Below are 24,990 nucleotides of genomic sequence, written 5' to 3'. Positions count from 1 at the left end.
GGGTACCGGTTCGATACCCAGCGGTCACCGCGTCCTGGTGGGGGACGGGGTGAAACTGACGGGCAGCTCCTTCAGACCGTTGACGAAGTTGGAGCGCAGCCGCCGGGCCTCGCCCGCCTGCCGGATGTCGGGCATCCGGTCCAGGATCGTCTCGAAGATGATCTTCAGGTTCATCCGGGCCAGGTGGGTGCCGAGGCAGAAGTGCGGTCCGCCGCCGCCGAAGCCGATGTGCGGGTTCGGGTCGCGGCCGACGTCGAAGCGGAACGGGTCGTCGAAGACCCGCTCGTCGCGGTTGGCCGAGCCGTAGAACAGCACGACCTTGTCGCCCTCCTTGACCGCCGTCCCGCCGAGTTCGGTGTCCTGCGTCGCCGTGCGGCGGAACAGGTTGATCGGGCTGACCCAGCGGACGATCTCCTCGACCGCCTTCGGCAGCAGGCTCCGGTCGGCCCTCAGCCGCTCCCACTCGTCCGGCCGCTCGAAGAACGCCTGCATGCCGCCCGCCGTCGCCGTCCGCGTCGTCTCGTTCCCGGCGATCGAGAGCATGAGCACGAAGAGCTGGAACTCCTCGCTGCTGATCCGGTCGCCGTTCTCGTCGGGCGCGAGCAGCTTGGTCACGATGTCGTCGCGCGGCGTCGCCTCCCGCTCCCGCGCGAGGTCGGCCGCCCAGCCCATGAACTCCGCGGCGAACTGCTGGGACTCGGTGCGGTCCCCGATGTACTCGGTGTCGTTGAACGCCACGAGCTTGTTGGACCAGTTGAAGATCTTCTCGCGGTCCTCCAGCGGCGCGCCGAGCAGCTCGCAGATCGTGTAGAGCGGCAGCGGCGCGGCGAAGTGCTCGACGAAGTCGCACTCGCCGAGCGAGGCGGCCTCGTCGATGAGCTGCTCGCAGATCCGCCGGATGTGCCCCTCCAGCTTCTTGATCATCCGGGGGGTGAAGCCCTTGTTCACCATGCCGCGCAGCTTGGTGTGATCCGGGGGGTCCTGGAAGAGCATCATCATCCCGTAGAGGGCGATCTCCTCGTCCGCGAACTCCTCGAACATCGCGGTCCTGGTGTGGGAGGAGAACAGCTCCGGCCGCCGGGACACGCGGATCACGTCCTCGTGCCGGGTGACCGCCCAGAACCCCGGCACGCCCTCGTTCGGGTCGGCGTGCCAGTGCACCGGGTCGTTCTCGCGCAGCCAGGCGAACTGCTCGTGCGGGATGCCTCCGCGCTCGTAGACATCGGGGTCGATGATGTCGATCTCAGGTGCCATTCGAGGTTCCTTCGTGCCGGCGGGTGGGCGGACGGTTCGCGTCGGGGGTACGGGTGGCCGCGGTGGCGTGCGGGGGCGCGTCTCTGGGCTGGCGGGTCTCTGGGCGGGCAGGCTGGCGGGCGGGGCGCGGCGTGCGGGCGCGGGCGTGCGAGGGGGACGCGGCGGCGCCGGAGGCGCCCGGCGGCCGCCGCGGGTCAGTCGAAGGCGAGCGCGGACGCGGCGGTGAAGCCGGCCGTGCCGGTGGACAGGGACGGGCCGAGCGCGTCCGCGAGCCCGGCCGCGGTCCAGACGCCGTCGGAGGTCACCTCGTGCGCGACCGTCGGCGGCGCCATCACCGCGACCCGGCCGCCGTACACGACGAACACCTGGCCGGTGACCCGTTCGGCGGCGGGGGCGGCCAGGTAGGCGACGAGCGGCGCGACGTGGTCCACCGAGAGCGGGTCCGGGCCGTCCTCGGGGGGCGGTCCGAACACGTCCGCCGTCATGCCCGTGCGGGCGCGCGGGCAGATCGCGTTGGCGCGCACGCCGTAGCGCCCGCACGCCTGAGCGGTGGAGACCGTCAGCGCCGCGATGCCGCCCTTGGCCGCCGCGTAGTTGGGCTGGCCGGGCGCCCCGAGCAGGAACGCCTCCGACGCGGTGTTGACGATGCGCCCGTACACCGGCCCGCCGGCCTCCTTGGACCTGGCGCGCCAGTACGCGGCGGCGTGCCGCGAGGTGACGAAGTGGCCCTTCAGATGGACGCGGACGACGGCGTCCCACTCGTCCTCGGCCATGTTGAACAGCATCCGGTCGCGCGTGAAACCGGCGTTGTTGACCAGGACGTCCAGCCCGCCGAACTCGGCGACGGCCGTCTTGACCAGGCCCTCGCCGGTCGCCCAGTCGCCGGCGTCGCCCGGCAGCGCGACGGCCTCCCCGCCGTTCGCGCGGATCTCCTCGGCGACGGCGTGCGCCGCGTCGCCGGACAGGTCGTTCAGGACGACCCTGGCCCCGGCGGCGGCCAGCGCGAGGGCCTCGGCCCGGCCGAGCCCCTGCCCGGCGCCGGTGACCGCGGCCACCCGGCCCGTGAGGCGTACTTCCTGGTCGGTCATGCCGTCCCTTCCGTGCCGGACACCGTTCCTCGGCGGCCCCGCGTCGCGCCGCGCGGACCCTCGCCCGGCGACCCCCGCCCGCGCCGCCGCCCGGCCGCCCGGCCGGATGATTGAGCGCTTGCTTGGTCAACGGACATAGAACACGTTCTAACATGAGACTGGAGTCTCAACAAGGGTCTGGACGGGGGAGTGACATGGGTCGCACCCCGGTGCGCGGCCGCCCGCCGGCCGGGGCGCCGGGAGCCGGACGGCGCCGGATCAGCGCAGGACGAAGCGCAGCGGGTCGTCCGCGCCGTCGCGGCGCGCCACGCCGCGGCGTTCGAGCGTGCGCAGGTGCGCGGCGGCCTCGCCCGCCGCCATCCGCCGGGCCTGCGGCTCCATCGCCGCCCACGGGTGCCGCCACGCCAGCCCGGCCGCCAGCTCCCACAGCGTGGCCGGACGGGACGACAGCAGCGCGGTGACCTCGGCCAGCCGCTCCTCGTGGTGCCCGATGATCTCGTGCGCGCGGGCGGCGAGGCCGGTGAAGCGGTACTGGTGCGCGGGCAGCACGTCGTCCGCCGCGACCCCGGCGACCCGGCCGAGCGAGCCGAGGAAGTCGCCGAGCGGGTCCACGCCCTCCAGGTCGTACGGGTAGAGCCCGATGTGCGGGGTGATCCGCGGCAGCACGTGGTCGCCGGTGAAGATCCGGCCGCCGTCCTCCAGGTGCAGGCAGATGTGGCCGGGGGAGTGGCCGGGCGTCCAGATCACGCGCAGCGCCCTGCCGGGCAGGTCCACCAGGTCGCCGTCCGACAGTTCGCGGTCGGGCACGGCGGGCGGGTCCACGTGCTCGCGGCGCCCGGCGCCGTGCGCGGCCACCTCGCCCTCGTCCGCGCCGGCCCGGCGCATCGCGCCGAGTTCCCACGAACGGTCCGCGTCCCGCTCGACCACCTCCCGGAACAGCCGGACGACCGCCGCGTCGGCGTGGTGCATCGCGATCCACGCCCCGGACGCCTCGCGCACCCGCCCCGCGAGGCCCGCGTGGTCGGGGTGGTGGTGCGTGACCACCACCCCGCGCACGTCCGCGACGTCCATCCCGAACGAGGCGAGCCCGCTCTCCAGCGCCGACCACGCGTCCTCGTGCTCCCAGCCCGCGTCGATCAGGACGGGCCCGCCCGGGCTCTCCAGCGCGTACACCAGCGTGTAGGCGAGCGGGTTCCCCGGTATCGGCACCGGAACGCTCCACAGCCCTCCGCCGAGCTCCATCGGCTCGCTCGCCATGACCGCTCCTTCCGTAGGCCCCCGTGCGGCAGGACCCCGCCCGTCCGGGCTCCGTTCGGCCGGGCTCCGTTCGACCGGGCTCCGTTCGACCGGGCTCCGTTCGGGCGGGACAGGCCCGTCGGGGCTGCGCGCCGAGGGGTCAGAGGCGTTCGAGGATGGTGGCGCTGGACAGCGCTCCGCCGCAGCACATCGTCACCAGCGCGGTCGCCGCGTCCTGGCGCTCCAGCTCGTGCAGGGCCGTGGTGACCAGGCGGGCCCCGGTCGCGCCGACGGGGTGCCCGAGCGCGATGGCGCCGCCGTTGACGTTGACCCGGTCCATGTCCGGGCCGTGCACCGACGCCCAGGACAGCACGACCGACGCGAACGCCTCGTTGATCTCGGTGAGGTCGATGTCGCCCATGGTCATCCCGGCCCGGACGAGGACCCGCTCGGTCGACTGGACGGGGCCGTCCAGGTGGTAGTACGGCTCGGAGCCGACGAGCGCCTGCGCGCGGATCCGGGCGCGCGGGCGCAGGCCGAGGGAGCGGGCCCGCTCCTCCGACATCACGAGGACGGCCGACGCGCCGTCGGAGATCTGGGACGACGTGCCCGCCGTGTGGAGGCCCTCGGGGCCCATCACCGGCTTCAGCTTGGCGAGCCCCTCGGCCGTCGTCTCGCGCAGGCCCTGGTCGCGGGTGACCGTGCGGGTCTCGCCCGTGGGGGCGCCCTCGGCGTCCAGGACCGGGGCCTCGATCGGGGCGATCTCGCGCTCGAACCGGCCGTCCGCCCACGCCTTCGCCGCGCGCTGCTGCGAGCGCGCGCCGAACGCGTCGAGGTCCGCGCGGCTCAGGCCGCGCCGCTTCGCGATGCGCTCGGCCGCCTCGAACTGGTTGGGCATGTCGATCGACCAGTCGTCCGGCCGCGGGTTCGCGGGCAGCACGTTGCTGCCGAGCGGCGCCCGGCTCATCACCTCCACGCCGCAGCCGACCGCCACGTCCACCACGCCGGCCGCGACCTGCGAGGCGGCCAGGTGCACCGCCTGCTGCGCGGACCCGCACTGCGCGTCGATCGTGGTCACGCCCGTCTGCCAGGGCAGCCCGGCGTACAGCCAGGCGTACCGGCCGACGTGCCCGCCCTGCTCGCCCGCCTGCGTCACGCAACCGGCGAAGACCTGTTCCACCTGCGCGGGGTCCAGGCCGGTGCGCTCGACCAGCGCGGTCAGCGCGTGCGCGAGGACGGCCTGGGCCTTCAGCCCCGCCAGCCAGCCGTTGCGCTTCCCGAGCGGCGTGCGCACCGCATCGACGATCACCGGGTTGCCCATGCCGTCTCCTTCTAGAACGTGATTCACTTTTGACTGTAACGTGTTCTAGTTTTGAGGGGAAGGGCGGGGGGCCCGGCGATCGTCGGCGCGTGCGGCCGGGCGTACGGTCACGCGTAGCGGACGCGCAGTTCCTTGACCCCGTTCAGCCACGCCGAGCGGAGCCGGCGCGGCTCGCCGACCCGCGCGATGCCGGGCATCCGGTCCGCGATCGCCTCGAACATCAGCCCGATCTCCAGCCGGGCCAGGTTCGCGCCGATGCAGTAGTGCGCGCCCGTCCCGCCGAACCCGAGGTGCGGGTTGGGCGAGCGGGTGACGTCGAACCGGTCGGGGCGCTCGAACACCTCCTCGTCGAAGTTGGCCGAGCTGTAGTACATGGCCACCCGGTCGCCCGCCCTGATCGGCACGCCGCCGAGCTCGGTGTCGCGCACGGCCGTCCGCTGGAACGCGGTGACCGGCGTCGCCCACCGCACCACCTCGTCCGCCGCCGTCTCCGGCCGCTCCGCCCGGTACAGCTCCCACTGCTCGGGGTTGTCCATGAACGCGACCATCCCGTGCGTGATCGCGTTGCGGGTCGTCTCGTTCCCGGCCACCGCGAGCAGGATCATGAAGTAGCCGAACTCGTCGTCGGTCAGCCCGCGCCCGTCCACGTCGGCCTGCACGAGCTTGGTGACGATGTCGTGCGCCGGGCAGCCGCGCCGCTGCTCGGCCAGGTTCATCGAGTAGCCGATGATCTCGGCGGCGGCGCAGGCCGGGTCCGCGTCGTACTCGGGGTCGTCGTAGCCGAGCATCTGGTTGGACCAGTCGAACAGCCGCCGCCGGTCCTCCTGCGGGACCCCCATCAGCTCCGCGATCGCCTGGAGCGGGAGCTCCGCCGCGACGTCCGCGACGAAGTCGCCCTCCCCGCCCTTGCGCCGCGCCTCCGCGACGATCCGCTCCGCGCGCTCCTTGAGCGCGTCGCGCAGGCCGTTGACGACGCGCGGCGTGAACCCGCGCGCCACGATCCGGCGCAGGGCGGCGTGCTGCGGCGGGTCCATGTGCAGCAGCAGGTTCTCGCGCTGGAGGTCGAGCTCCTCCGCGGAGAACGACTCGTTGAAGCGGATCACCGCCCCGTTGGCGTTCGCCGAGAACAGCTCGTGGTCGCGCGAGATCTCCTTGATGTGGGCGTGCTTGCTGACGACCCAGAAGCCGTCGTCGTCGAACCCGGTCCGCCCGCGCGGCTGGGCGTTCCACCACGGCCGGGCCGTGCGGCGCATGGCGGCGAACTCGGCGAGCGGCACCCGCTCGGCCATCAGGTCGGGACAGCAGACGTCGAACCCGGCGGGGATCCCGGCCGGCGCGGCGTGGCTCCCGGCGGGCGCGGTCGGGGTGGCGGCGGGCTCAGAAGCGGTGGCGGTCACGGCACGTTCCTCCCGATCAACGTGACTGATCCACCTCACCGTAGAACCCGTTCCATGGCCCGGACAAGAGTGAATGAGACTTGAGTCTAAACAAGAGTCTTAACCAATCGCTTGGTTGTTGAACGGGCGCGCTCGGCCCCCGCCCATCAGGGGTTATGTGATCAAGTCGGCCCTATCGCACATCGCGCGATCAGTCTCAAGAGGGTCGCGCCGGATTGACCGGTGACCTTCGTCACTCGGCCGTCGGCATAGATATAGAACGTGTTCTAGGAAAGTGCCGGTTCTGTGTGTCCGCGGCGGGCCGTACGCTGCTGCCTACCTTCGCGTCCCTTCCCCCGCGCCGGAGAGTCCGCCATGCCCGACGAGCAGGAGCGGCGGCAGGAGCCGCCCGCCTTCGATGAGGAGTTCATCCGAGGCGCGGCGTTCACCGAGCCGTCCGCGCGTGAACGGGCTCAGAGGCCCGGCCCGCTGGCCCGGTGGCGCGCCCGCCGCATCCGCCGCGACGTCCGCGCCCCCGGCGAGCGCCGCCTGCCCCGGATCGGCGTCCCGTTCCGGCGGTCCCCGCGCGGCTACCGCGAACCGAGCTACGCGCGGTCGGTCTTCCGGCTCGTCGCGGCCGTCGCCGCCCTCGTGGCGATCTCCGTCGGCCTGTGGTGGTGGCAGCACGAGCCGCGGGACGGCGCGCCGCCGCCGTCCGCCGCGGCGCCCGAGCCCGTCACGCCGCAGGACCCGACGGTGGGCGACCCGTTCGCCGGCTCGCCCGCCAAGTCGTACGCGCCCGGCGAGTGGGGCATCCAGATGCCCGACCCGGAGGCGATGGGCGGGCTGTCGCGCGGCGAGCTCGGGATGGCGTACGGCCACATCAAGAAGCTCCTCGCCGCGGGCAACCTCGACCCCGCCACCGTCTTCGGGGCCGTACGGCCGCGTTCGCCAAGCTCCTCGATCCCGAGCAGCGGTCCGCGTTCGAACGCGGCCTGGACCGCAGGGGCTCCCGCAACACGCGCTCGTGGCTGACGTCGTTCGCGCCCGGCGTCGCCGAGCAGGTCGGCGACGTGGTGAAGGTCGACGGGAAGGTCACCGCCCGCAAGGCGAGGGACCAGGGCCGGACGGGCGTGAAGGTCGAGACCGTGCACAACTTCGTGTACGCGGTGCGGCGGCCGGGACGTCCCGACACCGTGACGCGCGTGATCCTGCGCCGCGCGACCGAGGTGTTCGTCTTCCGCGACCGTACGGGCGTCACGATCTGGCTCTCCCGTTCCGACCGGACCGTCACGCCCGCGAAGTGCGACACCGAGAACGAGCCGTACGTCCACCCGGAGTTCGACGGCGAGGCGGCGGGGACCGGCCCGTCCGGACGGCCGCTCGACCCCTACGACCTGTCCCAGGAGCCCGAGCCCGGCAAGTGCTCGACGGCCACCAGGATCTAGCGGCGCCGTTCACGCTGGTCACCCGCCGGGGGTCCGCATGTGGCCAGGCCCGATCGGCCGTGCCCGCGCACCGGGGGAACGCTCGATGACTCAAAGGGGTAAGTGCCGGCACTCACCACGAACCGGGCTACATCGCCCACCGGGGATCCGCAGGGACGCCCTGTCCGCGGACGGGCGCCGCCGGTGAACCTGGTCTCCGCCGGACACCGACACGAGGGAACCCGGGGGAACCATCCGATGAGAGCACGCATCGCCGCCGTCGCGGCGCACCTGCCGGAACGCCGGATCAGCAGCGCCGAGGTCGAGGCCCGCGTCGCCGCCGAGAGCGCCGGGGCGGGCGGCTACCGGCCTCATCCGACGATCGTCGAGCGGATGACGGGGATCCGGTCGCGGCACGTGATGGACGACGGCGAGCAGGCGTCCGACCTGGCCGTCGCCGCGGCCCGCGCCGCGCTCGCCGACCGCGGCGCCGCGCCGGACCGGCTCGACCTGCTGATCTTCGCGTCGGCCTCGCAGGACCTCGTCGAGCCCGCCACCGCGCACATCGTCGCGGCCAAGCTCGGCGCGTCCTGCCCGGTCTTCGACGTCAAGAACGCCTGCAACAGCTTCCTCAACGGCCTCCAGACCGCCGACGCCCTGATCCGCACCGGCCAGCACGAGCGGGTGCTCGTGTGCACCGGGGAGAGCCCGTCGCGCGCGATCCGCTGGCGGGTCCGCGACCGGGCCCAGTTCGTGGACGCGTTCGCGGGCTACACCCTGTCCGACTGCGGCGCCGCGATGCTCGTCGAGGCCGCCCCGGACGGCGGGATCTTCTACCGCGACTTCGCCGCCGTCTCCACGGCCTGGGACATCGGGACGCTGCCCGGCGGCGGGTCGATGCGCCCGCGCGACGCCGACGCCACCTACTTCAGCGGGGACGGCCGCAGGCTCAAGGACGCCTTCCTCGCGCACGGGCCGGAGATCTTCCTGACCGCGCTGGAGAAGACCGGCCTGACGTGGGACGACTTCGCCGTGGTGGCCGTGCACCAGGTGACCGTGCCCTACCTGGAGGTGCTGCGGGACGTCCTCGGCGTCCCGCATGACCGGCTGGTCGTGACGCTGCCCGAGCACGGCAACGTCGCGTCCGCCACGCTCCCGCTCCAGCTCGCCACCGCCGTGCGCGAGGGCCGCTGCCGCCCCGGCGACCGCGTCGCGCTCGTCGGGCTCGCGGGCGGCGTCAGCCTCGGCGTCCTGTTCGCCGAGCTGTGAGCGGAGGCCGCGCCATGGACCTGTGGGTCGTCATCCCCGCCTACGACGAGGAGCGCTCGATCGGCGCGACGCTGCGCCGCCTCGCCGAGCAGAACGACGCCGACTTCACGCTCGTCGTGGTCGACAACGGCAGCACCGACGGCACCGCCGACGCGGTCCGCGCGTTCGCCGAGGCCCATCCGAAGCTCGACCTGCGGATCGTCGTGGAACCGGAGAAGGGCACCGGCGCCGCCTCCGACACCGGCGTCCGGCACGCCATCGCCGCCGGTGCGACGCACGTCGCCCGCACCGACGCCGACTGCCTGCCGCACCGCGACTGGACGGCCGCCGTGAAGCGGGCGTTCGACGACGGGCTGGAGATGGTCAGCGGGCCGCTGCGGCCCCGCACCGACGAGTTCCCGCTGAAGCTGTGGGAACGGCGGCTGCTGCCGTCGGTGATCGCCGCCGCCGCGCTGTTCGGCCGGTTCCGGCCGGGCAACCAGGACCCCCTGCACCTCGGCCCGTACGTGATGATGCCCGGCTGCAACGTCGCGATCACCGCGGAGCTGTACGAGCGGTCGGGCGGCTTCCCGCGCACCCGCATCGAGGACCTCCACGAGGACCGCGCCCTGGTCAACCGGGTCCGCTACCTCACCGCCGCCTACGGCCTGCGCCGCGACGTCGTCGTGTACGGGTCGGTGCGGCGGCTGCGCGCGTACGGCCTGGTCGGCACGCTCGGCTGGTACGCCGACCACCGCAACCGGCCCGCCGTCGTGGACATCCGGTGACCGCCGCGACCGCCTGGGAGCGGCGGCTGTACCTCGCCGCGCACCCGTTCGCGTACCCGCTGCTGCGCGGCCTCGCCCGGCGCGGCCCGGTCGTCCGCGTGCCCGGCGTCGGGGTCGTGGTGAACGACGCGTCCGCCGCCCGCGAGGTGCTCATGGACGGCGACGCGTTCCGCAAGGACGGGCCCGGCTCGCCCGGCGACCTGTGGACGCCGGTCCTCGGACCGTCCGTGCTGCTCAACATGGAGGGCGAGGCGCACCGCGCGCTCCGCCGCCGCCTCGCCGGGCTGTTCACCCCGGCTACGCCGAGGGGCTGTGCGAGCGGGTCCTCGCCGAGCCGCTCGCGCGGATCGAGGCCCGGCTCGCGCACGGCGATGCCGTGGACCTCGCCGACGCCATGCGGGTGCTCGCGGGCGCGGTGATCGGCGAGGTGGTCGGGCTGGACGCGGGCGCCGGCCCGCGCGCCGAGGCCGCCTACCGGGACCTGTTCGAGCAGGGCGAACGGATCGTGTCGATGGTCTCGCTGCGCACCCGGCGGCTGTCCCCGGAGGCCGTCGGACGGGCCCGCGCGGTGCTCGGCCCGCTCGGAGACATCGCCGCCAAGGCGTACGCGGACGGCGACGAGCGCACGGTCATGGGCCGGATGCGCGCGCTCGGCCTGTCGGAGGACGAGGCGCGCGGCGCGGCCGGGGCGTTCTTCCTGACCGGCACCGAGACCGTCGCGACCCTGCTGCCCCGCCTGATCGCCCTCCTGCACGACTCCGGCGCCCTCGGCCGCGTCGCCGCCGACCTCACCGCCCCGGCGGACGCCGCCCCGGCCCCGGGCGGCGCTCCGGCCACGGGCGGCGGGCTGCTGGATCGGGCGATCGACGAGGCGATGCGGGTCGCGACGCCGACGCCGGTGATGCTGCGCGGCGTGCGCCGCCCGGCCGCGGTCGGCGGGGTGCGGGTCCGGCCGGGCGACCGGGTGGTGATCGCGACGCACAACTGCTGCCGCGCGTACGGGCCGTTCGACCTGGACCGGCCCCCGCCGGCCGAGCCGCGGCGCCTGTGGTTCGGGGCGGGGCCGCACTTCTGCATCGGCTACCCGCTCGCGATGGCGGAGGTCCGCGCCGTCGCGCGGACGCTGCTCGCGGCCGGGCCGCTGGAGATCACGCGCCGTTCGGCCGCGCGCGGCGTGCTCATCCCCGCCTACGCGCGGCTGGACGTCCGGGTGGCCGGGCGCGGAACGGAAAGGGGAACGCCGTGACGCTGGTCAGGCGCCTGCTCGACCAGGCCGCCCGCACGCCCGGCGCCGTCGCGCTCGTCGCGGGGGACGGGACCGCGACGACGTACGGGGAGCTGCGCCACCGCGTGCTCGCCGTCCGGCACGGGCTGCTGGCCGAGGGGCTCGCGCCGGGGGACGGCGTGCTGTTCTCGGTCCGCCCGTCGCCGCGCTCGCTCGCGCTCGCCCTCGGGATCGTCGCCGCCGGAGGCGTGGTCGTGTTCGCCGACCCGGGCGCGGGACCGGAGATGTTCACGGCCCGGCTGCGCCTCGCGCGGCCCCGCTGGTCGGCCGCCGAGTCGGTCCTGTACGCCGGGAGCCGACTGCGGCCCGTCCGCGCGTACGCGCGCCGCCGCGGCCTGCTCCTGCCGAACCTCGCGGACCTCCCCGGCCCCTCGGTCGCCGACCGGATGCGGCACGTCCACGTCGGCCCGCGCCTCCCGGGCGTCCCGCGCGGCGCCCTGTCGTTCGACCGGCTCGGCCGCGGCCCGGCGCCCGATCCCGGCCCGGACGGCGACGGCGCGCCGGACGCGCCCGCCGCCGTGATCTTCACGTCCGGGACGACCGCGAACCCCCGCGCGGTCGTGCACACGCAGGCGTCGCTCGCCGCCGCGCTCGACCTGTTCCGCGCGCGCATGCCGCTCGGCCCCGGCGACGTCGTCCACACCGACCAGCTCATGCTCGGCCTGCCCACCCTGATCTCCGGGGCCCGCTGGTCGATGCCGCCGCTCTCCTGCCCGCCCGGACGGTTCGCCGCGCAGCTCGCCGAACGCGGCGCGACGCACACGTTCTGCGTGCCCGTCCACCTCGCCGAGATCCTCGACGCTTGCCCCGTGCTGCCGCCGGGCCTGCGGCACGTCCTGCTCGGCGCGGCGCCGGCCCCGGCCGGGATCCTGCGGCGCGCCGTACGGGCCGCGCCGGGCGCGGAGGTGCTGTCGGTGTACGCGATGACCGAGATCCTCCCCGTCGCCATCGCGTCCGCGCGGGACAAGCTCGCGCACACCGCGTCCGGCGCCGACGGCGACCTGCTGGGCGAGCCGCTCACCGCGGCGGCGTTCGCCCCGGACGGCGAGCTGCTGCTCTCCGGACCGAACCTGTGCCGCGGCTACCTGGGCGAGGAGCCGCTGGACGAGCTGCCGACCGGCGACCTCGCCCGGCTGGACGGCTCCGGGCGGCTCGTCCTCCTCGGCCGCAAGAAGGACATGCTGATCCGCGGCAAGTTCAACCTCTACCCCGGCCTGTACGAGCCCGCGATCGCCGCGCTGGACGGCGTCGCCGAGGCCGCGATCGTCGGCGTCCCCGACCCGGAGACGGGCGACGAGCAGGTCGTGCTCGCCGTCGTCGGCGACGCGGCCGGGCTCGCGCGGCGGCTGCCGGGCGTGATCGACCACGACGCGCTGCCCGACCGGATCGTGGAGCTGCCCGAGCTGCCCCGTTCAGGCCGCGGGCGCAAGCTCGACCGCGAGCGGCTGCGGGCCCTGGTGGGCGGGGCGCGGGAGGCGGGCGGATGAGGATCGCCGTGACGGGCGCGTCCGGCTTCGTCGGCGGCGCGCTCTGCCGGGCGCTCGCCGAACGGGGCGTCGAGACGCTGGCGTTCGGCCGCCGGGACGCCTCGGCCGTCCCGCCCGGCCACCTCGCCGGAGCGGCCTACCGCGCGTGGGACATCACCGCCGGGCCGCTGCCGGACCCGCCGCGCGCCGACGCCGTCGTGCACTGCGCGGGCGGCGTCACCGACTGGGGGCCGGCCGCGCCGATCTTCGCCGCCAACCTCGCCGGGACGGTGCACGCCCTCGCCTCGTTCCCCGGTGCCCGGTTCGTCCACCTCAGCACCGCGAGCGTGTACGACCCGCTGCGCCCCACCGTCATGGCCGCCGAGAGCGAGGCGCCCGTCGCCCGCTACCCCAACGCCTACGGCGCGTCCAAGGCGGCGGCCGAACGCGCCGTCCTCGCCGCGATGGCCGACCGCGACGCGATCGTCCTCAGGCCGCACGCGGTGTACGGACCGGGCGACACGACCCTGCTCCCGCGCGTGCTGTCGGCGGTGCGCGGGCCGCTGCTGCCCGCCGTCGGGAGCGGGCGCACGCGGGTCAGCCTGACCTCGGTCGCCAACCTCGTGCGGGCGTGCCTGCTCGCCGCGTCCGGGCCCGTCCGCTCCGGCGTCTTCAACGTCACCGACGCCGCGCCCGTCACGCTCGACGCCGCGTTCCGCGCGATCCTCGCCGAACGCGGCGTCCGGGCCCGTCCGGTGTACGTCCCGGCGCGCGCGGCCATGCCCCTCGCGGCGGCGGCGGAGGGCGCGTTCCTCCTCGCGCGCAGCCGCCGCCCGCCGCGCCTCACCCGCTACGCCGCCGGGCACCTCGCCGTCGAGCGCACCCTCGACATCACCGCCGCCCGCGCCGTCCTCGGCTACGAACCGGACGCCACGTCGTTCGCGGGCGCCGCGGCCTGGTGACCCGCGCGGGCGGACGGCGCGGGCTCGGGGTAGCGCCGGGCGGACGCGGTGAGCAGCGCGATGAGCGCGGACGTCCCGGCGGCGGCGCAGGAGAGCGCGAACGCGCCCGCGTGCCCGGCCGTCTCGGCGATCGGGCCGGACGCCATCGCGCCCGCGGACGTGCCGAGGATGATCCCGCTGCCGAGCAGCGCCATCGCCTCGGCCATGCGCTCGGGCGGGGCGACCCGTTCCGTCAGGGCGAACATCGTGATGATGTTGGGCGCGTAGGTGAGGCCGAGCACGGTCACGGCCAGCGACAGCGTCCCGAGCCCGTCCACCGCGAGCAGCGGCAGCGCCACCGCGCACTGCGCGGCCGTGACCAGCCGCAGCCGCAGGCGCGGCCCGATCCGCGCGGGCCGGACGGTCATCAGCAGGCCGACGAGCGCGCTCGGGACGCCCATCAGCGCGTAGACCAGGCCCGCCGCGTCCGGCCGTCCGAGGTCCTCGGTGAGGTCGGTGACGCCCGTCTGGATCGCGCCGAACACCGTCCCCTGCAACGCCATCCCCGCGACCAGCAGGCAGATCGCCGGGCTCAGCAGCGGCGCCCGCGCCGTCCGCCCGCGTCCGTGTCCGGGGATGGGCGCGGTCGCGGGCCGTCCCGGCCGCGCGGACGGGTGCAGGGCGAACAGCGTCCCGAAGACCGCGCCGAGCGAGGCGGCCAGCAGCAGCCCGGCCGCCGGGTCGGCGGCGGCGAGCACGCCGACCAGTGCGGGCCCGGTGACGAAGCCGGTCTCGTCGATCGTCCCGTCGAACGACAGCGCGGCGGCCGTCACCCGCGGCCGGCCGCGCGACAGCGCGATCAGTCGGCTGCGCGCGAGCGGCCCGACCTGCGGCACCGACAGCCCGGCGGCGAACGCGATGGCCGCGAGGACCGGCGCCGCGCCGTCCGACAGCGCGACCAGCAGCGCGATCGCGGACGCGTTGGCCAGGGCCGCCGCGAGCCCGACCGGCCGCTGCCCCCGCCGGTCGGCGAGCCGCCCGACCAGCGGCCCGCCGAGCGCCTGCCCGAGCGCGAGCGCCCCGGCGACCAGGCCCGCCGTGGAGATGCTGCCGCTGCGGTCGTTGACCAGCAGCAGCGAGCCGATCGGGCACATCGCGGCGGGCAGCCGCCCGAGCAGCGAGACCGCCGGGAGCACGGGGCCGGTCAGCGCGACGACCTCGCGGAAGGGGAGGGCCATGACCTGCTCTCCGGTCAGGAGACGGGCGGCCCCACCCCGGGTGGAGGGGTGGGGCCGGACTCGGGGGGCGTCAGGAGCGCAGCCGCTTGACCGCCGTCTCGACCTGGTGCCCGTACGCGGTGTCCGCGGCGTGGAAGTGCGCGACGCAGCGTTCGACGATGCCGTCGTCGGAGACCCGCGACAGGCCCCCGGCGATGTTGGCGACGAGCCGGGCCTGCGCGGCGGGGTCCATGAGGCGGTACAGCGCGCCCGCCTGCGTGAAGTGGTCGTCGTCGCGGTGCTCGGCCGGCGGGTGCGCGCCCGTCGTCCCGGCCACCTCGATGCCCGGCGCCAGCGGCCGTCCCGTCTGGACGGGCCCGCCGAAGCCGTCGGGCCCGTAGTTCTTCGCCCGCCCGCCGTTGCCGTCGAACCGCATCGCGCCGTCCCGCCCGTTGTTGGCCGCGGTCGTGGCGTGCGGCGCGTTCACCGGGAGCTGCGTGTGGTTGACGCCGAGCCGGTAGCGGTGCGCGTCGCCGTACGCGAACAGCCTCCCCTGGAGCATCCGGTCGGGCGACGGCCCGATGCCGGGCACGAAGTTGTTGGGCGAGAACGCGGCCTGCTCGACGTCGGCGAACACGTTCTCCGGGTTGCGGTCGAGCACGAGCCTCCCGACGCGGTGCAGCGGGTAGTCGGCGTGCGGCCACACCTTCGTCACGTCGAACGGGTCGAACCGGTAGGACGTCGCGTCCTCCACCGGCATGAGCTGCACGTGCATCGTCCACGACGGGAACATGCCGCGCTCGATCGCCCGGTGCAGGTCCTGCTGGTGCGAGCCCGCGTCCCGCCCCGCCAGCTCCGCCGCCTCCTCCGAGGTCAGGCAGCGGACGCCCTGGTCGGTCGTGAAGTGGTACTTCACCCAGTGCGCGCGGCCCTCGGCGTTGGCCCACAGGTAGGTGTGCGAGCCGAACCCGTTCATGTGGCGGTACGAGGCCGGGATGCCGCGGTCGCCCATCAGCCACGTCACCTGGTGCGTGGACTCCGGCGAGCGGCTCCAGAAGTCCCAGACGTTGTCGGGCTCCTGCACGCCGGTGAACGGGTCGCGCTTCTGGCTGTGGATGAAGTCGGGGAACTTCAGCGGGTCCCTGATGAAGAAGACCGGCGTGTTGTTGCCGACGAGGTCGTAGTTGCCCTCCTCGGTGTAGAGCTTCACGGCGAACCCGCGCGGGTCGCGGACCGCGTCGGCCCCGCCGAGGCTGTCGGCGACGGTCGAGAACCGCACGAACGCCTCGGTGCGCTTGCCCACCTCGGACAGGAACGCCGCGTGCGTGTAGGAGGTGACGTCGTCGGTCACCTCCAGGCGGCCGAACGCCCCGGCGCCCCGCGCGTGGACGACCCGTTCGGGGATCCGTTCGCGGTTGAACCGGGCCAGCTTCTCGATGAGCTGCTGGTCCTGGATGAGGAGCGGCCCGCCGGGCCCGCGGACTGGCTGTTCTGGTCGTCCGCGACCGGGGCACCGGACTCGGTCGTCAGCGTCGGTCGGCTCAAGACTCACCTCCATAAGGTGAGGCGACCGTACGGTCGCGCGCCCCGGCCCGGTCAAGGCCGCGCCCGGATCTCTGGAGGAAGCTCCTCAACCGAGGCGCAGAGCGAGGAAGAAATCGACGCGATCCTCCAACCGGCTCAGCCTGCGGCCCGTCAGCTCCTCGATCCGCTGGATCCGGTACCGCACCGAGTTCACGTGCAGGTGGAGCTGCTCGGCGCACCTCGTCCAGGAGCCGGAGTTCTGGAGGAACGTCTCCAGGGTCCGGATCAGGTCGGCCTTGTGCACCTCGTCGTAGGTCCGCAGCGGGTCCAGCAGCCGCACCCGGAACATGTGCCGGACGTCGTCGGGGACGCTCGCCAGCAGCAGCACGTGCGTCGCCAGCTCGCCGTGCCCGACGACGCAGACCGGGTCCGTCCGCCCGGCCGCGAGCCGCCGCGCGTACCGCGCCTCCTCGACGGCGCCGCGCAGCTCCCCGGCGGTCACGACGTCGCTGACGCCGAGGGCGAGGCCGCTGCCCTCCAGCCCCGGCGCCAGCGCCTCCAGCGCGCGCTGCACCTCCCCGGCGACGTCCCGCCCGCCGTCCCCGACGGGCAGCAGCGCGATCGCCTCGTCGTCCAGCAGGCCCACCACCGGCCGCGGCCCCGGCAGGGCCTCCGCCAGAACGGTCCGCAGCTCGCCCGGCCGCAGCGGCCCCCGCGCCGCCGCCGCGACCGCGACGAACGACGACCGCGCGTCCAGCCCGGTCAGCTCCAGCCGGGGCAGGACCTCGTCGGGCGCCGCCGCGGAGACCACCAGCCGCACCAGCTCCTGCGCGAGCCGCCCCTCCACGCTCAGCCGGTCGTCCAGGCGGGCGCGCTCCAGGGCCACGATCGCGGCCAGCTCGCCCGTCAGCGCGCGCCGCTCGGCGGGCCACTCCTCCCAGTCGCCCTCGCACGCGATGAACCAGTCGGCGACCCGGGACACGGTGTCCTCGGCCACCGGGAAGATCGACGTCCCGGCGCCCGCGAGCCGGTGCGGCAGCCGGGGCGCGGTCAGGAACGCCCGCGCCAGCGCCGCCGGATCGACCCGCCCGGGCAGCGGGTGCGAGCCGGCGACGACGCGCCCGGTCGGGGTCAGCACCCAGCAGCGCATCCCGAGGTCGCGGCCCACCAGGTCCAGGACGGCGTCCAGCCCGGCGCCCTCCGCCACCCCCGCGACGAGCTGCCGGTGCCGGTCCAGCACGGCGGCGAGGTCGGCCGCCCGCGCCGTGGACAGGCGCCGCACCACGTGCTCGGTGATCGTCGCGAACGCCACGTCCGGCGCGACCTTGAACAGCGGCAGCCCGTACCGGCGGCACGCGTCCACCAGGTCGTCCGGGATGTTCCCGGCGACCAGGTCCCACGCCGCGAGCGCCGACACCCCCGCCTTCGCGAGCGCCCGCACGAACACCTCGGAGTCGCCGGGCTCGGACCGCCAGACCAGCCCCGTCAGCACCAGCTCCCGCCCGCTCAGGTACCGGCCGGGCTCCAGCAGGTCGGTCGTCACGACCCACCGGATCGTCCGGTCCAGCTCGTCCTCGCCGGTGATCACCTCCAGGTGGAGATCGCCCATCGCGAGCAGTGCGCGCAGCTTCATAGGCCGTTACTACCACCCCGCGCCGCGCGGCTCCCCGGTCCGGGAGCGCCGGGGCCGACGATTGGAACATCGCACGAAATGTCCCCCGTGAGCGGGGTCACAGTTCGGACTTCCTGTCCCTCGACCCGGCCCCTGACCGCTGTGTGTACTGCTGGCAGGCCCGTCGCCAGGACGGGGAAAGAGACCTTGCGAGGAGGCGATGTGCCGGTGACCACGGAAGGCGGGACGGGCCGCTTCGACGCGCTGCCCCCGGGGACGCGGAGTCGGAGCTGCTCGCCTGCTGCGCCTCCCGCCGCTGGGCGGCCGAGGTCGCCGCCGGGCGGCCGTACGGCGGCCCGGCGGCGCTCCGGGCGGCGGCGGCGACGGCGCTGGAGCGCCTGGACTGGGCCGGCGTGGAGGAGGCGCTCGCCGCGCACCCCCGGATCGGCGACCGGGTGCGGGGCGGGGACCGCGAGTCGTCCTGGTCGCGGGGCGAGCAGGCCGGGATGGACGGCGCCGCCGCGGACCTGCGCGCCGCGCTCGTCGAGGGCAACCGGGCGTACGAGGCGCGCTTCGACCGGGTGTTCCTGATCTGCGCGACCGGCCTCAGCGCCGCCGAGATGCTGGCCGCCCTGCGCGCCCGCCTCGGCAACGACGAGGAGACCGAGCGCGCCGCCGTCCGCGCCGAACTGGCCAAGATCGTCGATCTGCGCCTGCGCAAGCTGCTGAGGGAGGACGCGTGAGCCTGTCCACGCACGTGCTGGACGCGGCGCGGGGCCGTCCCGCCGAGGGCGTGGCCGTACGGCTCGAACGGCGCGACGAGGGCGGCGGGTGGACGCCGCTCGGCGAGGCCCGCACGGACGCCGACGGGCGGATCCGCGAGTGGCCGGGCGGACCGCCCGGGGCGGGCGCGCACCGGCTGGTCTTCGACACGGCCGGACTGTCGGACTTCTACCCCGAGGTCGCGGTGGCGTTCACGCTCACCGACCCGGAACGGCACTGCCACGTGCCGCTGCTGCTGAGCCCGTTCGCCTACTCGACCTACCGAGGGAGCTAGACCGCATGGCCATCGTTCTCGGCCCCAACCGCTACGGGAAGGCGGAGACGCGCGTCGTCCGCGTCACCAAGGACGCCGGGGTGCACCACGTCAAGGACTGCAACGTCAGCGTCTCGCTGTCGGGCGACATGGACCAGGTGCACCTGAGCGGCGACAACGCCGCCGTGCTGACCACCGACGCGCAGAAGAACACCGTGTTCGCGTTCGCCAAGAAGTACGGGATCGGGGAGATCGAGGAGTTCGCGCTGACTCTCGCGCGGCACTTCGTGGACTCGCAGCCGACGATCCGCCACGCCCGGGTGGAGGTCGAGGAGTACGGCTGGGACCGGATCCCCGTCCAGGAGGCCCCGCACCTCGGGCTGCGCGCCGAGCAGCACTCGTTCGTCCGGAACGGCTCGGAGGTGCGGACGGCGCTGGTGCACAGCGACGGGTCCGGCGCGGACGAGTCGGTGGTGTCGGGGCTGACGGACCTGGTGGTGCTCAACTCCACCGGCAGCGAGTTCCACGGCTACATCGAGGACGAGTACACGACCCTCCAGCCGACGGACGACCGGGTCCTCGCCACCGCCGTCACCGCCCGCTGGAGGCACCGCAGCGCGGAGGCGGCCACGGCGTTCGGGCGTTCCTACAGGGCCGCGCGGCAGTGCCTGCTGGAGGCGTTCGCCGAGACGCACAGCCTGTCGCTCCAGCAGACGCTCTACCAGATGGGTCGCAGGGTGCTGAACGAGCGCCGCGAGATCTGCGAGGTGCGGATGGCGATGCCCAACAAGCACCACTTCGTGGTGGATCTGGAGCCGTTCGGCATGGACAACGACAACGAGGTCTTCTACGCGGCCGACCGCCCGTACGGGCTGATCGAGGGCAGCGTCCTCACCGACGACGCCCCCGACCCCCTGTTCGCCTGGGAATGAGAGATTCTGAGGATATGGACTTCCTACGTCCCATGACCTGGGAGGACGCGCTGGCCGCCAAGGCCGCGCACCCCGGGGCGCTGCCCGTCCAGGGCGGCACCGACGTCATGGTGGAGATCAACTTCGATGTGCGCCGCCCGGAGGCGCTGCTGGACCTGAACCCGGTCCGCGAGCTCGCCGAGTGGGACGCCGTGGACGGGCGGCTGCGCGTCGGCGCCGGCGTCCCGTACGTCCGGGTGATCGCCGAGCTGGGGGACCGGCTGCCGGGCCTCGCCCAGGCGTCCCGCACGGTCGGGTCGCCGCAGATCCGCAACCGGGGCACGGTCGGCGGCAACCTCGGCGCGGCCTCGCCCGCCGGGGACTCGCACCCGCCGCTGCTCGCGGGCGGCGCCGAGATCGAGGTCGAGTCGGCCGCGCGCGGCGTCCGCATGATCCCGGCCGCCGACTTCTACACGGGCGTGAAGCGGAACGCGCTGGAGCCCGACGAGCTGGTCCGCGCGTTCTGGACCCGTCCCGCGGCCGGGCCGCAGTACTTCTCCAAGATCGGCACCCGGAACGCGATGGTGATCGCGGTCTGCTCGTTCGCGATCGCCCTGCACCCGGGGGAGCGCCGCGTCGGCACCGGCGTCGGCTCGGCCGCGCCGACCCCGCGCCGCGCCGCGGCCGCCGAGGAGTTCCTGTCGGCCGAGCTGGACTGGGAGGGCCGCGGCCCCCTGCCGGACTCCGTCGCGCGGCGCTTCGGCGACCTCGTCCGCGAGGCCGCCGCGCCGATCGACGACGTCCGCGGCACCGCCGACTACCGCAGGCACGCCCTCGCGGTGATGGCCCGCCGCACCCTCGCCTGGGCCTGGAACGACCACCGCGCCGGAACGGCCGGAAAGGAGGCGTCCTGATGCGCGTCAACCTCACCGTGAACGGCTCGAAGGAGACCGTGGACGACGTGTGGGAGGGCGAGAGCCTGCTCTACATGCTGCGCGAGCGGATGGGGCTGCCCGGCTCCAAGAACGCCTGCGAGCAGGGCGAGTGCGGCTCCTGCACCGTCTACCTGGACGGCGTCCCGGCCTGCTCCTGCCTGGTCGCCGCCGGGCAGGCCGAGGGCCGCGAGGTCCGCACCGTCGAGGGCCTCGCGGAGGGCTCGACGGGGGCGGGCGACCAGCGCCTCGACCCCGTCCAGGAGGCGTTCGTGGAGGCGGGCGCCGTCCAGTGCGGCTTCTGCACCCCGGGCCTGGTCGTCCAGTCGCACGACCTGATCGAACGGGTCCCCGACCCGTCCGACGCCGAGATCCGCGAGGCGCTCGCCGGCAACCTGTGCCGCTGCACCGGCTACGAGAAGATCCTCGACGCCGTCCGGCTCGCCGCCCGCCGGAAGGCGGCGGCCAGGTGACCGTCCAGATCATCGAGAACGCCCACGTCGCGACCGTGTCGGGCGGGGAGCACCCGGGCGGGCACATCGTGATGGACGGCGACCGGATCACCGCCGTCGGGCCGGGCCCCGCGCCGCGCGTCGAGGGGGCCGTCCGGATCGACGGCACGGGCCTGCTCGCCACCCCGGGCCTGGTCAACACCCACCACCACCTCTACCAGTGGGCCAGCCAGGGCCTCGCCACCGACAGCACGCTGTTCGAGTGGCTGGTCACGCTGTACCGGCCGTGGGCGAAGATGGACGCCGAGGTCGTCGCGGGCGCCGCGAGCGCAGGCCTCGGCTGGCTGGCGCTGTCGGGCTGCACGACGTCCAGCGACCACCACTACGTCTTCCCGAAGGGCCGCGGCGACCTGTTCGCGGCGGAGATCGAGGCGGCGGCGGAGCTCGGCGTCCGGTTCCACCCGTGCCGCGGGTCGATGGACCGCGGCCGGTCCCAGGGCGGGCTGCCGCCGGACGAGGTGGTGGAGGACCTCGACACGGTCCTCGCCGAGACCGAGGCCGCGATCGACCGCTACCACGACGCCTCGTTCGGGTCGATGCTGCGCGTCGCGGTCGCGCCCTGCTCGCCGTTCTCGGTGAGCCGGGAGCTGCTGACCGGGTCGGCCGAGCTGGCGCGCCGCAAGGGCGTGCGGCTGCACACCCACCTCGCCGAGACGCTCGACGAGGAGGCGCACACGACCGAGCAGTTCGGGATGACGCCCGCCGAGTACCTGGACGGCATCGGCTGGCTCGGCCCGGACGTGTGGCTCGCGCACTGCGTGCACCTGCACGACACCGACATCAAGCGGCTCGCCGAGACCGGCACCGGCACCGCGCACTGCCCGAGCTCCAACGCCCGCCTCGGCGCCGGGATCGCCCGCGTGTCGCACCTGCTGGAGGCGGGCGCGACCGTCGGGATGGGCGTGGACGGGTCGGCGTCGGCCGAGCTGGTCCCGCTCGCCGGGGAGATCCGGCAGGCGGTCTACATGCAGCGCGCCCGGTACGGGCCGACCGCGCTCACCGCCCGGCAGGCGCTGGAGATCGCGACGCTCGGCGGCGCCCGCTGCCTCGGCCGCGAGGACGAGATCGGCTCGCTGGAGCCGGGCAAGCTCGCCGACGTCGCCCTGTGGCGGGTGGACGGCTTCCACCGGGCCGTGGACGACCCGGTCACCGCGCTCGCGTTCGGCGGGACGCCGCCGCTGGAGCGCCTGCTCGTCGGCGGGCGGACCGTCGTCGAGGACGGCACGATCACGACCGTTCCCCAGGACGAGGTGGGGCGGCGCGGGGCGGACGCCCACCGCCGCCTCATGGGACTCGCCGAGGAGGTTCTGTAATGGCGGCCCCCATCAAGAGCCCGGGGCGCGTGTCCGCGCCCGGCGACGGAGGCGTCGGCGACAGCCCGCTGCGCCCGGACGGCACCCTCAAGGTCGCCGGGGAGTTCGCGTACGCGTCCGACCTGTGGATCGACGGGATGCTGTGGGGCGCGACGCTGCGCAGCCCGCACCCCCGCGCCCGGATCGTGTCGGTCGACGTCGGCCCGGCCCTCGCCGTGCCCGGTGTGCGCGCCGTCCTCACCCACGAGGACGTGCCCGGCCGCAAGCTGTTCGGCCTCGACGACCCCGACCAGCCCGTCCTCGCGTTCGGCGAGGTCCGGCACCAGGGCGAGCCGGTCGCGCTCGTCGCCGCCGACCACCCCGAGACCGCGCGGCGCGCCATGGAGCGGATCGCGGTCGAGTACGAGGTGCTGGAGCCCGTCACCGACCCGCGCGCCGTGATCGCCGACCCGGAGGGGCTGAAGGTCCAGGACCGCGGCGGCATCGTCCGCCACCAGCCCGTCGTCGTCGGCGACGTCGCCGCCGCCAAGCGGGCCGCCGAGGTCGTCGTGGCCGGCGAGTACGAGGTCGGCATCCAGGACCAGGCGTTCCTCGGCCCCGAGGCCGGCCTCGCGATCCCGGCCGAGGGCGGCGGCCTCGACCTGTACGTCTCCACGCAGTGGATGCACCAGGACGTCCGGCAGATCGCGCCGTGCCTCGGGCTGGACGAGGAGCAGATCCACATGACGCTCGCGGGCGTCGGCGGCGCGTTCGGCGGGCGCGAGGACCTGTCGATGCAGATCCACGCGGGCATGCTCGCGCTGCACACCGGCAGACCGGTGAAGATGTCCTACAACCGGTACGAGTCGTTCTTCGGGCACGTGCACCGGCACCCCGCGCAGATGCGGTACGAGTACGGCGCCGCCGCCGACGGCACGCTGCTGTACGCCGACGTGGAGATCGTCCTGGACGGCGGCGCGTACACCTCCTCCACCGTCAACGTCACCGGCAACGCGGCGTCGCTCGGCGTCGGCCCGTACGAGATCCCCAACATCAGGATCGACGCGTACGGCGTCTACACCAACAACCCGCCGTGCGGCGCCATGCGCGGGTTCGGCGCGGTGCAGGCGTGCTTCGCGTACGAGTCGATGATGGACCGGCTCGCCGACGCCTGCGACCTGTCGCCGGTGGAGGTCCGCCGCCGCAACGCCGTCAGCCAGGGGTCGCGGCTCGCGACGGGCCAGGTCATCGAGGCGCCCGCGCCGCTCGCCGAGATGCTCACCCGCCTTGAGGCGATGCCGATGCCGCCCGCCCTCGACACCGCCTCCGGGACGGCCGACCTGCGCGACCTGCCGGGCGGCGCGTCCCAGACCACCCACGGCGAGGGCGTCGTGCGCGGCGTCGGCTACGGCGTCGGGATCAAGAACATCTGCTTCTCCGAGGGCTTCGACGACCTGTCCACCGCCCGGGTCCGCCTGGAGGTGATCGGCGGCGAGCCGACCGCGCTCGTGCACACCGCCGCCGCCGAGGTCGGACAGGGCCTGGTCACCGTCGAGGCGCAGATCGCCCGCACCGAGCTCGGCGTGCAGAAGGTCGTCATCGCGCCCGCCGACAACCGGGTCGGCGACGCGGGCTCCAGCTCCGCGTCGCGCCAGTCGTACATGACGGGCGGCGCGGTCAAGACCGCCTGCGAGGCCGTCCGCGCCGAGCTGCTCGCCCTCGCCGGGCGCCGGCTCGGCCGCGCCCACGGCGACCTCGCCGTGGCCGGCGGCAAGATCGTGTCGCGGGCGGGCGGCGTGCTCGCCTCGATCGAGGAGGTCCTCGGCGGGGACGCCATCGAGGAGACCCGCGAGTACCACCACCGGCCGACCGCGCCGATGGACCCCGTCACCGGGCAGGGCCGCAGCCACACCCAGCTCGCCCTGTGCGTGCACCGCGCCGTCGTGGACGTGGACGTGGACCTCGGCCTGGTCAAGGTCGTGGAGCTCGCCGCCGTCCAGGACGTCGGCAGGATCCTCAACCGGCTGTCGCTGGAGGGCCAGATCCACGGCGGCTCCGCGCAGGGCCTCGGCCTCGCCGTGATGGAGGAGATCGTCGTCTCCGGCGGCCTGGTCCGCAACCCCTCGTTCACCGACTACCTGATCCCGACCATCCTCGACATGCCGCCGATGCGGCTCGACATCCTCGAGAACCCCGACCCCGAGGCCCCATACGGGCTGCGGGGCGCCGGAGAGCCACCCACGCTCTCCTCCACGCCCGCGATCGTCGCCGCGATCCGCGACGCCACGGGCAGGGCGCTCACCCGAGTGCCGGTCCGACCGGAGCACATCGTCGCCTGACCCGCGCGCCGCGCGGCACCGCGCGGCGCGCACCGCGCGCTCCACCGCAGTTGATCAACAGGGGCGGCCCGTCCGTGTGCTTGGGGGACGGCGGGCCCCGGCCCCACAACCGCACCGATCGAAACGACGGACGGCCCGTCCGCGCAGGACGGGCCGCCCGCGGGTCGATCACACCCCGAAAGAGG

At 74.8% G+C, this 24,990-nt stretch carries 23 protein-coding genes; 15 read left to right on the top strand and 8 right to left on the bottom strand.

The genetic code is table 11. The features are described 5' to 3' along the window. Positions 1–24: 24 nt before the first annotated feature. The 5 genes from GEV43_RS05735 to GEV43_RS05715 form a co-directional block, all read right to left on the bottom strand. Entirely contained in the window at positions 25–1,254 is a 1,230-nt protein-coding gene (locus tag GEV43_RS05735; RefSeq protein WP_160819781.1) for a cytochrome P450, read from the bottom strand. Between the two features lie 194 nt (positions 1,255–1,448). Further along, complete coding sequence (locus GEV43_RS05730; RefSeq protein ID WP_160819780.1) at positions 1,449–2,342, bottom strand: SDR family NAD(P)-dependent oxidoreductase; 894 nt, start codon at positions 2,340–2,342, stop codon at positions 1,449–1,451. Positions 2,343–2,600: 258 nt separating this feature from the next. Continuing rightward, positions 2,601–3,599: an MBL fold metallo-hydrolase gene (locus tag GEV43_RS05725; protein ID WP_241682798.1), complete on the bottom strand. Its 999-nt coding sequence runs from the start codon at positions 3,597–3,599 to the stop codon at positions 2,601–2,603. A gap of 139 nt (positions 3,600–3,738) precedes the next feature. Then, complete coding sequence (locus tag GEV43_RS05720; protein ID WP_160819779.1) at positions 3,739–4,899, bottom strand: steroid 3-ketoacyl-CoA thiolase; 1,161 nt, start codon at positions 4,897–4,899, stop codon at positions 3,739–3,741. A gap of 107 nt (positions 4,900–5,006) precedes the next feature. After that, positions 5,007–6,188 (bottom strand): cytochrome P450, encoded by a 1,182-nt coding sequence (locus GEV43_RS05715; RefSeq protein WP_160824332.1) that lies wholly within the window; start codon positions 6,186–6,188, stop codon positions 5,007–5,009. A 462-nt stretch (positions 6,189–6,650) separates the two neighbouring features. Between GEV43_RS05715 and GEV43_RS05710 the strand changes: the two genes are divergently transcribed. The 8 genes from GEV43_RS05710 (at position 6,651) to GEV43_RS05680 (ending at position 13,451) form a co-directional block, all read left to right on the top strand. Beyond that, positions 6,651–7,310, top strand: a complete 660-nt coding sequence (locus GEV43_RS05710; RefSeq protein WP_160819778.1) for a hypothetical protein — start codon at positions 6,651–6,653, stop codon at positions 7,308–7,310. A 38-nt stretch (positions 7,311–7,348) separates the two neighbouring features. Beyond that, positions 7,349–7,723: a hypothetical protein gene (locus tag GEV43_RS05705; RefSeq protein ID WP_160819777.1), complete on the top strand. Its 375-nt coding sequence runs from the start codon at positions 7,349–7,351 to the stop codon at positions 7,721–7,723. A gap of 237 nt (positions 7,724–7,960) precedes the next feature. Further along, positions 7,961–8,971 carry a 3-oxoacyl-ACP synthase III family protein gene (locus GEV43_RS05700; RefSeq protein WP_160819776.1) on the top strand — a complete coding sequence of 337 codons (1,011 nt, stop codon included), beginning with the start codon at positions 7,961–7,963 and terminating at the stop codon, positions 8,969–8,971. A 14-nt stretch (positions 8,972–8,985) separates the two neighbouring features. Beyond that, a complete protein-coding gene (locus GEV43_RS05695) occupies positions 8,986–9,738 on the top strand; it encodes a glycosyltransferase family 2 protein (protein WP_160819775.1) in 753 nt (250 codons plus the stop codon). Beyond that, positions 9,735–10,157 (top strand): hypothetical protein, encoded by a 423-nt coding sequence (locus GEV43_RS49490; RefSeq protein WP_241682797.1) that lies wholly within the window; start codon positions 9,735–9,737, stop codon positions 10,155–10,157. The genes GEV43_RS05695 and GEV43_RS49490 overlap by 4 nt, the downstream gene beginning before the upstream one ends. Next, the gene (locus GEV43_RS54610; RefSeq protein WP_309239472.1) at positions 10,115–10,984 is read left to right on the top strand and encodes a cytochrome P450; all 870 of its coding nucleotides are present in this window, start codon (positions 10,115–10,117) and stop codon (positions 10,982–10,984) included. The genes GEV43_RS49490 and GEV43_RS54610 overlap by 43 nt, the downstream gene beginning before the upstream one ends. Then, positions 10,981–12,510, top strand: a complete 1,530-nt coding sequence (locus GEV43_RS05685) for a class I adenylate-forming enzyme family protein (RefSeq protein WP_160819774.1) — start codon at positions 10,981–10,983, stop codon at positions 12,508–12,510. The genes GEV43_RS54610 and GEV43_RS05685 overlap by 4 nt, the downstream gene beginning before the upstream one ends. Beyond that, the gene (locus tag GEV43_RS05680) at positions 12,507–13,451 is read left to right on the top strand and encodes an NAD(P)-dependent oxidoreductase (RefSeq protein ID WP_160819773.1); all 945 of its coding nucleotides are present in this window, start codon (positions 12,507–12,509) and stop codon (positions 13,449–13,451) included. The genes GEV43_RS05685 and GEV43_RS05680 overlap by 4 nt, the downstream gene beginning before the upstream one ends. On the opposite strand, the gene GEV43_RS05675 is transcribed toward GEV43_RS05680, so the two are convergent. From GEV43_RS05675 to GEV43_RS05665, 3 genes are all read right to left on the bottom strand, one after another. Continuing rightward, positions 13,406–14,668, bottom strand: a complete 1,263-nt coding sequence (locus GEV43_RS05675) for an MFS transporter (protein ID WP_160819772.1) — start codon at positions 14,666–14,668, stop codon at positions 13,406–13,408. The two genes, GEV43_RS05680 and GEV43_RS05675, sit on opposite strands and share 46 nt — an antisense overlap. A 70-nt stretch (positions 14,669–14,738) precedes the next feature. Further along, positions 14,739–16,199 carry a catalase gene (locus tag GEV43_RS05670; RefSeq protein WP_309239471.1) on the bottom strand — a complete coding sequence of 487 codons (1,461 nt, stop codon included), beginning with the start codon at positions 16,197–16,199 and terminating at the stop codon, positions 14,739–14,741. Positions 16,200–16,277: 78 nt separating this feature from the next. Then, positions 16,278–17,804, bottom strand: coding sequence for a PucR family transcriptional regulator (locus GEV43_RS05665; RefSeq protein WP_160819771.1), 1,527 nt, complete (start codon positions 17,802–17,804; stop codon positions 16,278–16,280). 143 nt (positions 17,805–17,947) lie between these two features. Between GEV43_RS05665 and uraD the strand changes: the two genes are divergently transcribed. The 7 genes from uraD to pucD are packed head-to-tail and all read left to right on the top strand — an operon-like array spanning position 17,948 to position 24,805. Continuing rightward, positions 17,948–18,526, top strand: coding sequence for a 2-oxo-4-hydroxy-4-carboxy-5-ureidoimidazoline decarboxylase (uraD, locus tag GEV43_RS05660; RefSeq protein ID WP_160819770.1), 579 nt, complete (start codon positions 17,948–17,950; stop codon positions 18,524–18,526). After that, on the top strand, positions 18,523–18,840 hold the full coding sequence (gene uraH / locus GEV43_RS05655; protein WP_160819769.1) for a hydroxyisourate hydrolase: 318 nt from the start codon (positions 18,523–18,525) through the stop codon (positions 18,838–18,840). The genes uraD and uraH overlap by 4 nt, the downstream gene beginning before the upstream one ends. Before the next feature lie 5 nt (positions 18,841–18,845). Further along, positions 18,846–19,751 (top strand): factor-independent urate hydroxylase, encoded by a 906-nt coding sequence (pucL, locus tag GEV43_RS05650; protein ID WP_160819768.1) that lies wholly within the window; start codon positions 18,846–18,848, stop codon positions 19,749–19,751. 14 nt (positions 19,752–19,765) lie between these two features. After that, a complete protein-coding gene (locus GEV43_RS05645) occupies positions 19,766–20,644 on the top strand; it encodes a xanthine dehydrogenase family protein subunit M (protein ID WP_160819767.1) in 879 nt (292 codons plus the stop codon). After that, complete coding sequence (locus tag GEV43_RS05640) at positions 20,644–21,135, top strand: (2Fe-2S)-binding protein (RefSeq protein ID WP_160819766.1); 492 nt, start codon at positions 20,644–20,646, stop codon at positions 21,133–21,135. The genes GEV43_RS05645 and GEV43_RS05640 overlap by 1 nt, the downstream gene beginning before the upstream one ends. Further along, positions 21,132–22,487 (top strand): 8-oxoguanine deaminase, encoded by a 1,356-nt coding sequence (locus GEV43_RS05635; RefSeq protein WP_309239470.1) that lies wholly within the window; start codon positions 21,132–21,134, stop codon positions 22,485–22,487. The genes GEV43_RS05640 and GEV43_RS05635 overlap by 4 nt, the downstream gene beginning before the upstream one ends. Further along, on the top strand, positions 22,487–24,805 hold the full coding sequence (gene pucD, locus GEV43_RS05630) for a xanthine dehydrogenase subunit D (RefSeq protein ID WP_175249984.1): 2,319 nt from the start codon (positions 22,487–22,489) through the stop codon (positions 24,803–24,805). The genes GEV43_RS05635 and pucD overlap by 1 nt, the downstream gene beginning before the upstream one ends. Positions 24,806–24,990: the final 185 nt, after the last annotated feature.

It is taken from the genome of Actinomadura sp. J1-007, from assembly GCF_009793335.1.
Classification (GTDB): Bacteria; Actinomycetota; Actinomycetes; order Streptosporangiales; family Streptosporangiaceae; genus Spirillospora; species Spirillospora yumaensis.
The sequence above is the reverse complement of the archived record's forward strand: the minus strand, read 5'-3'. Positions and strand labels throughout refer to the sequence as shown.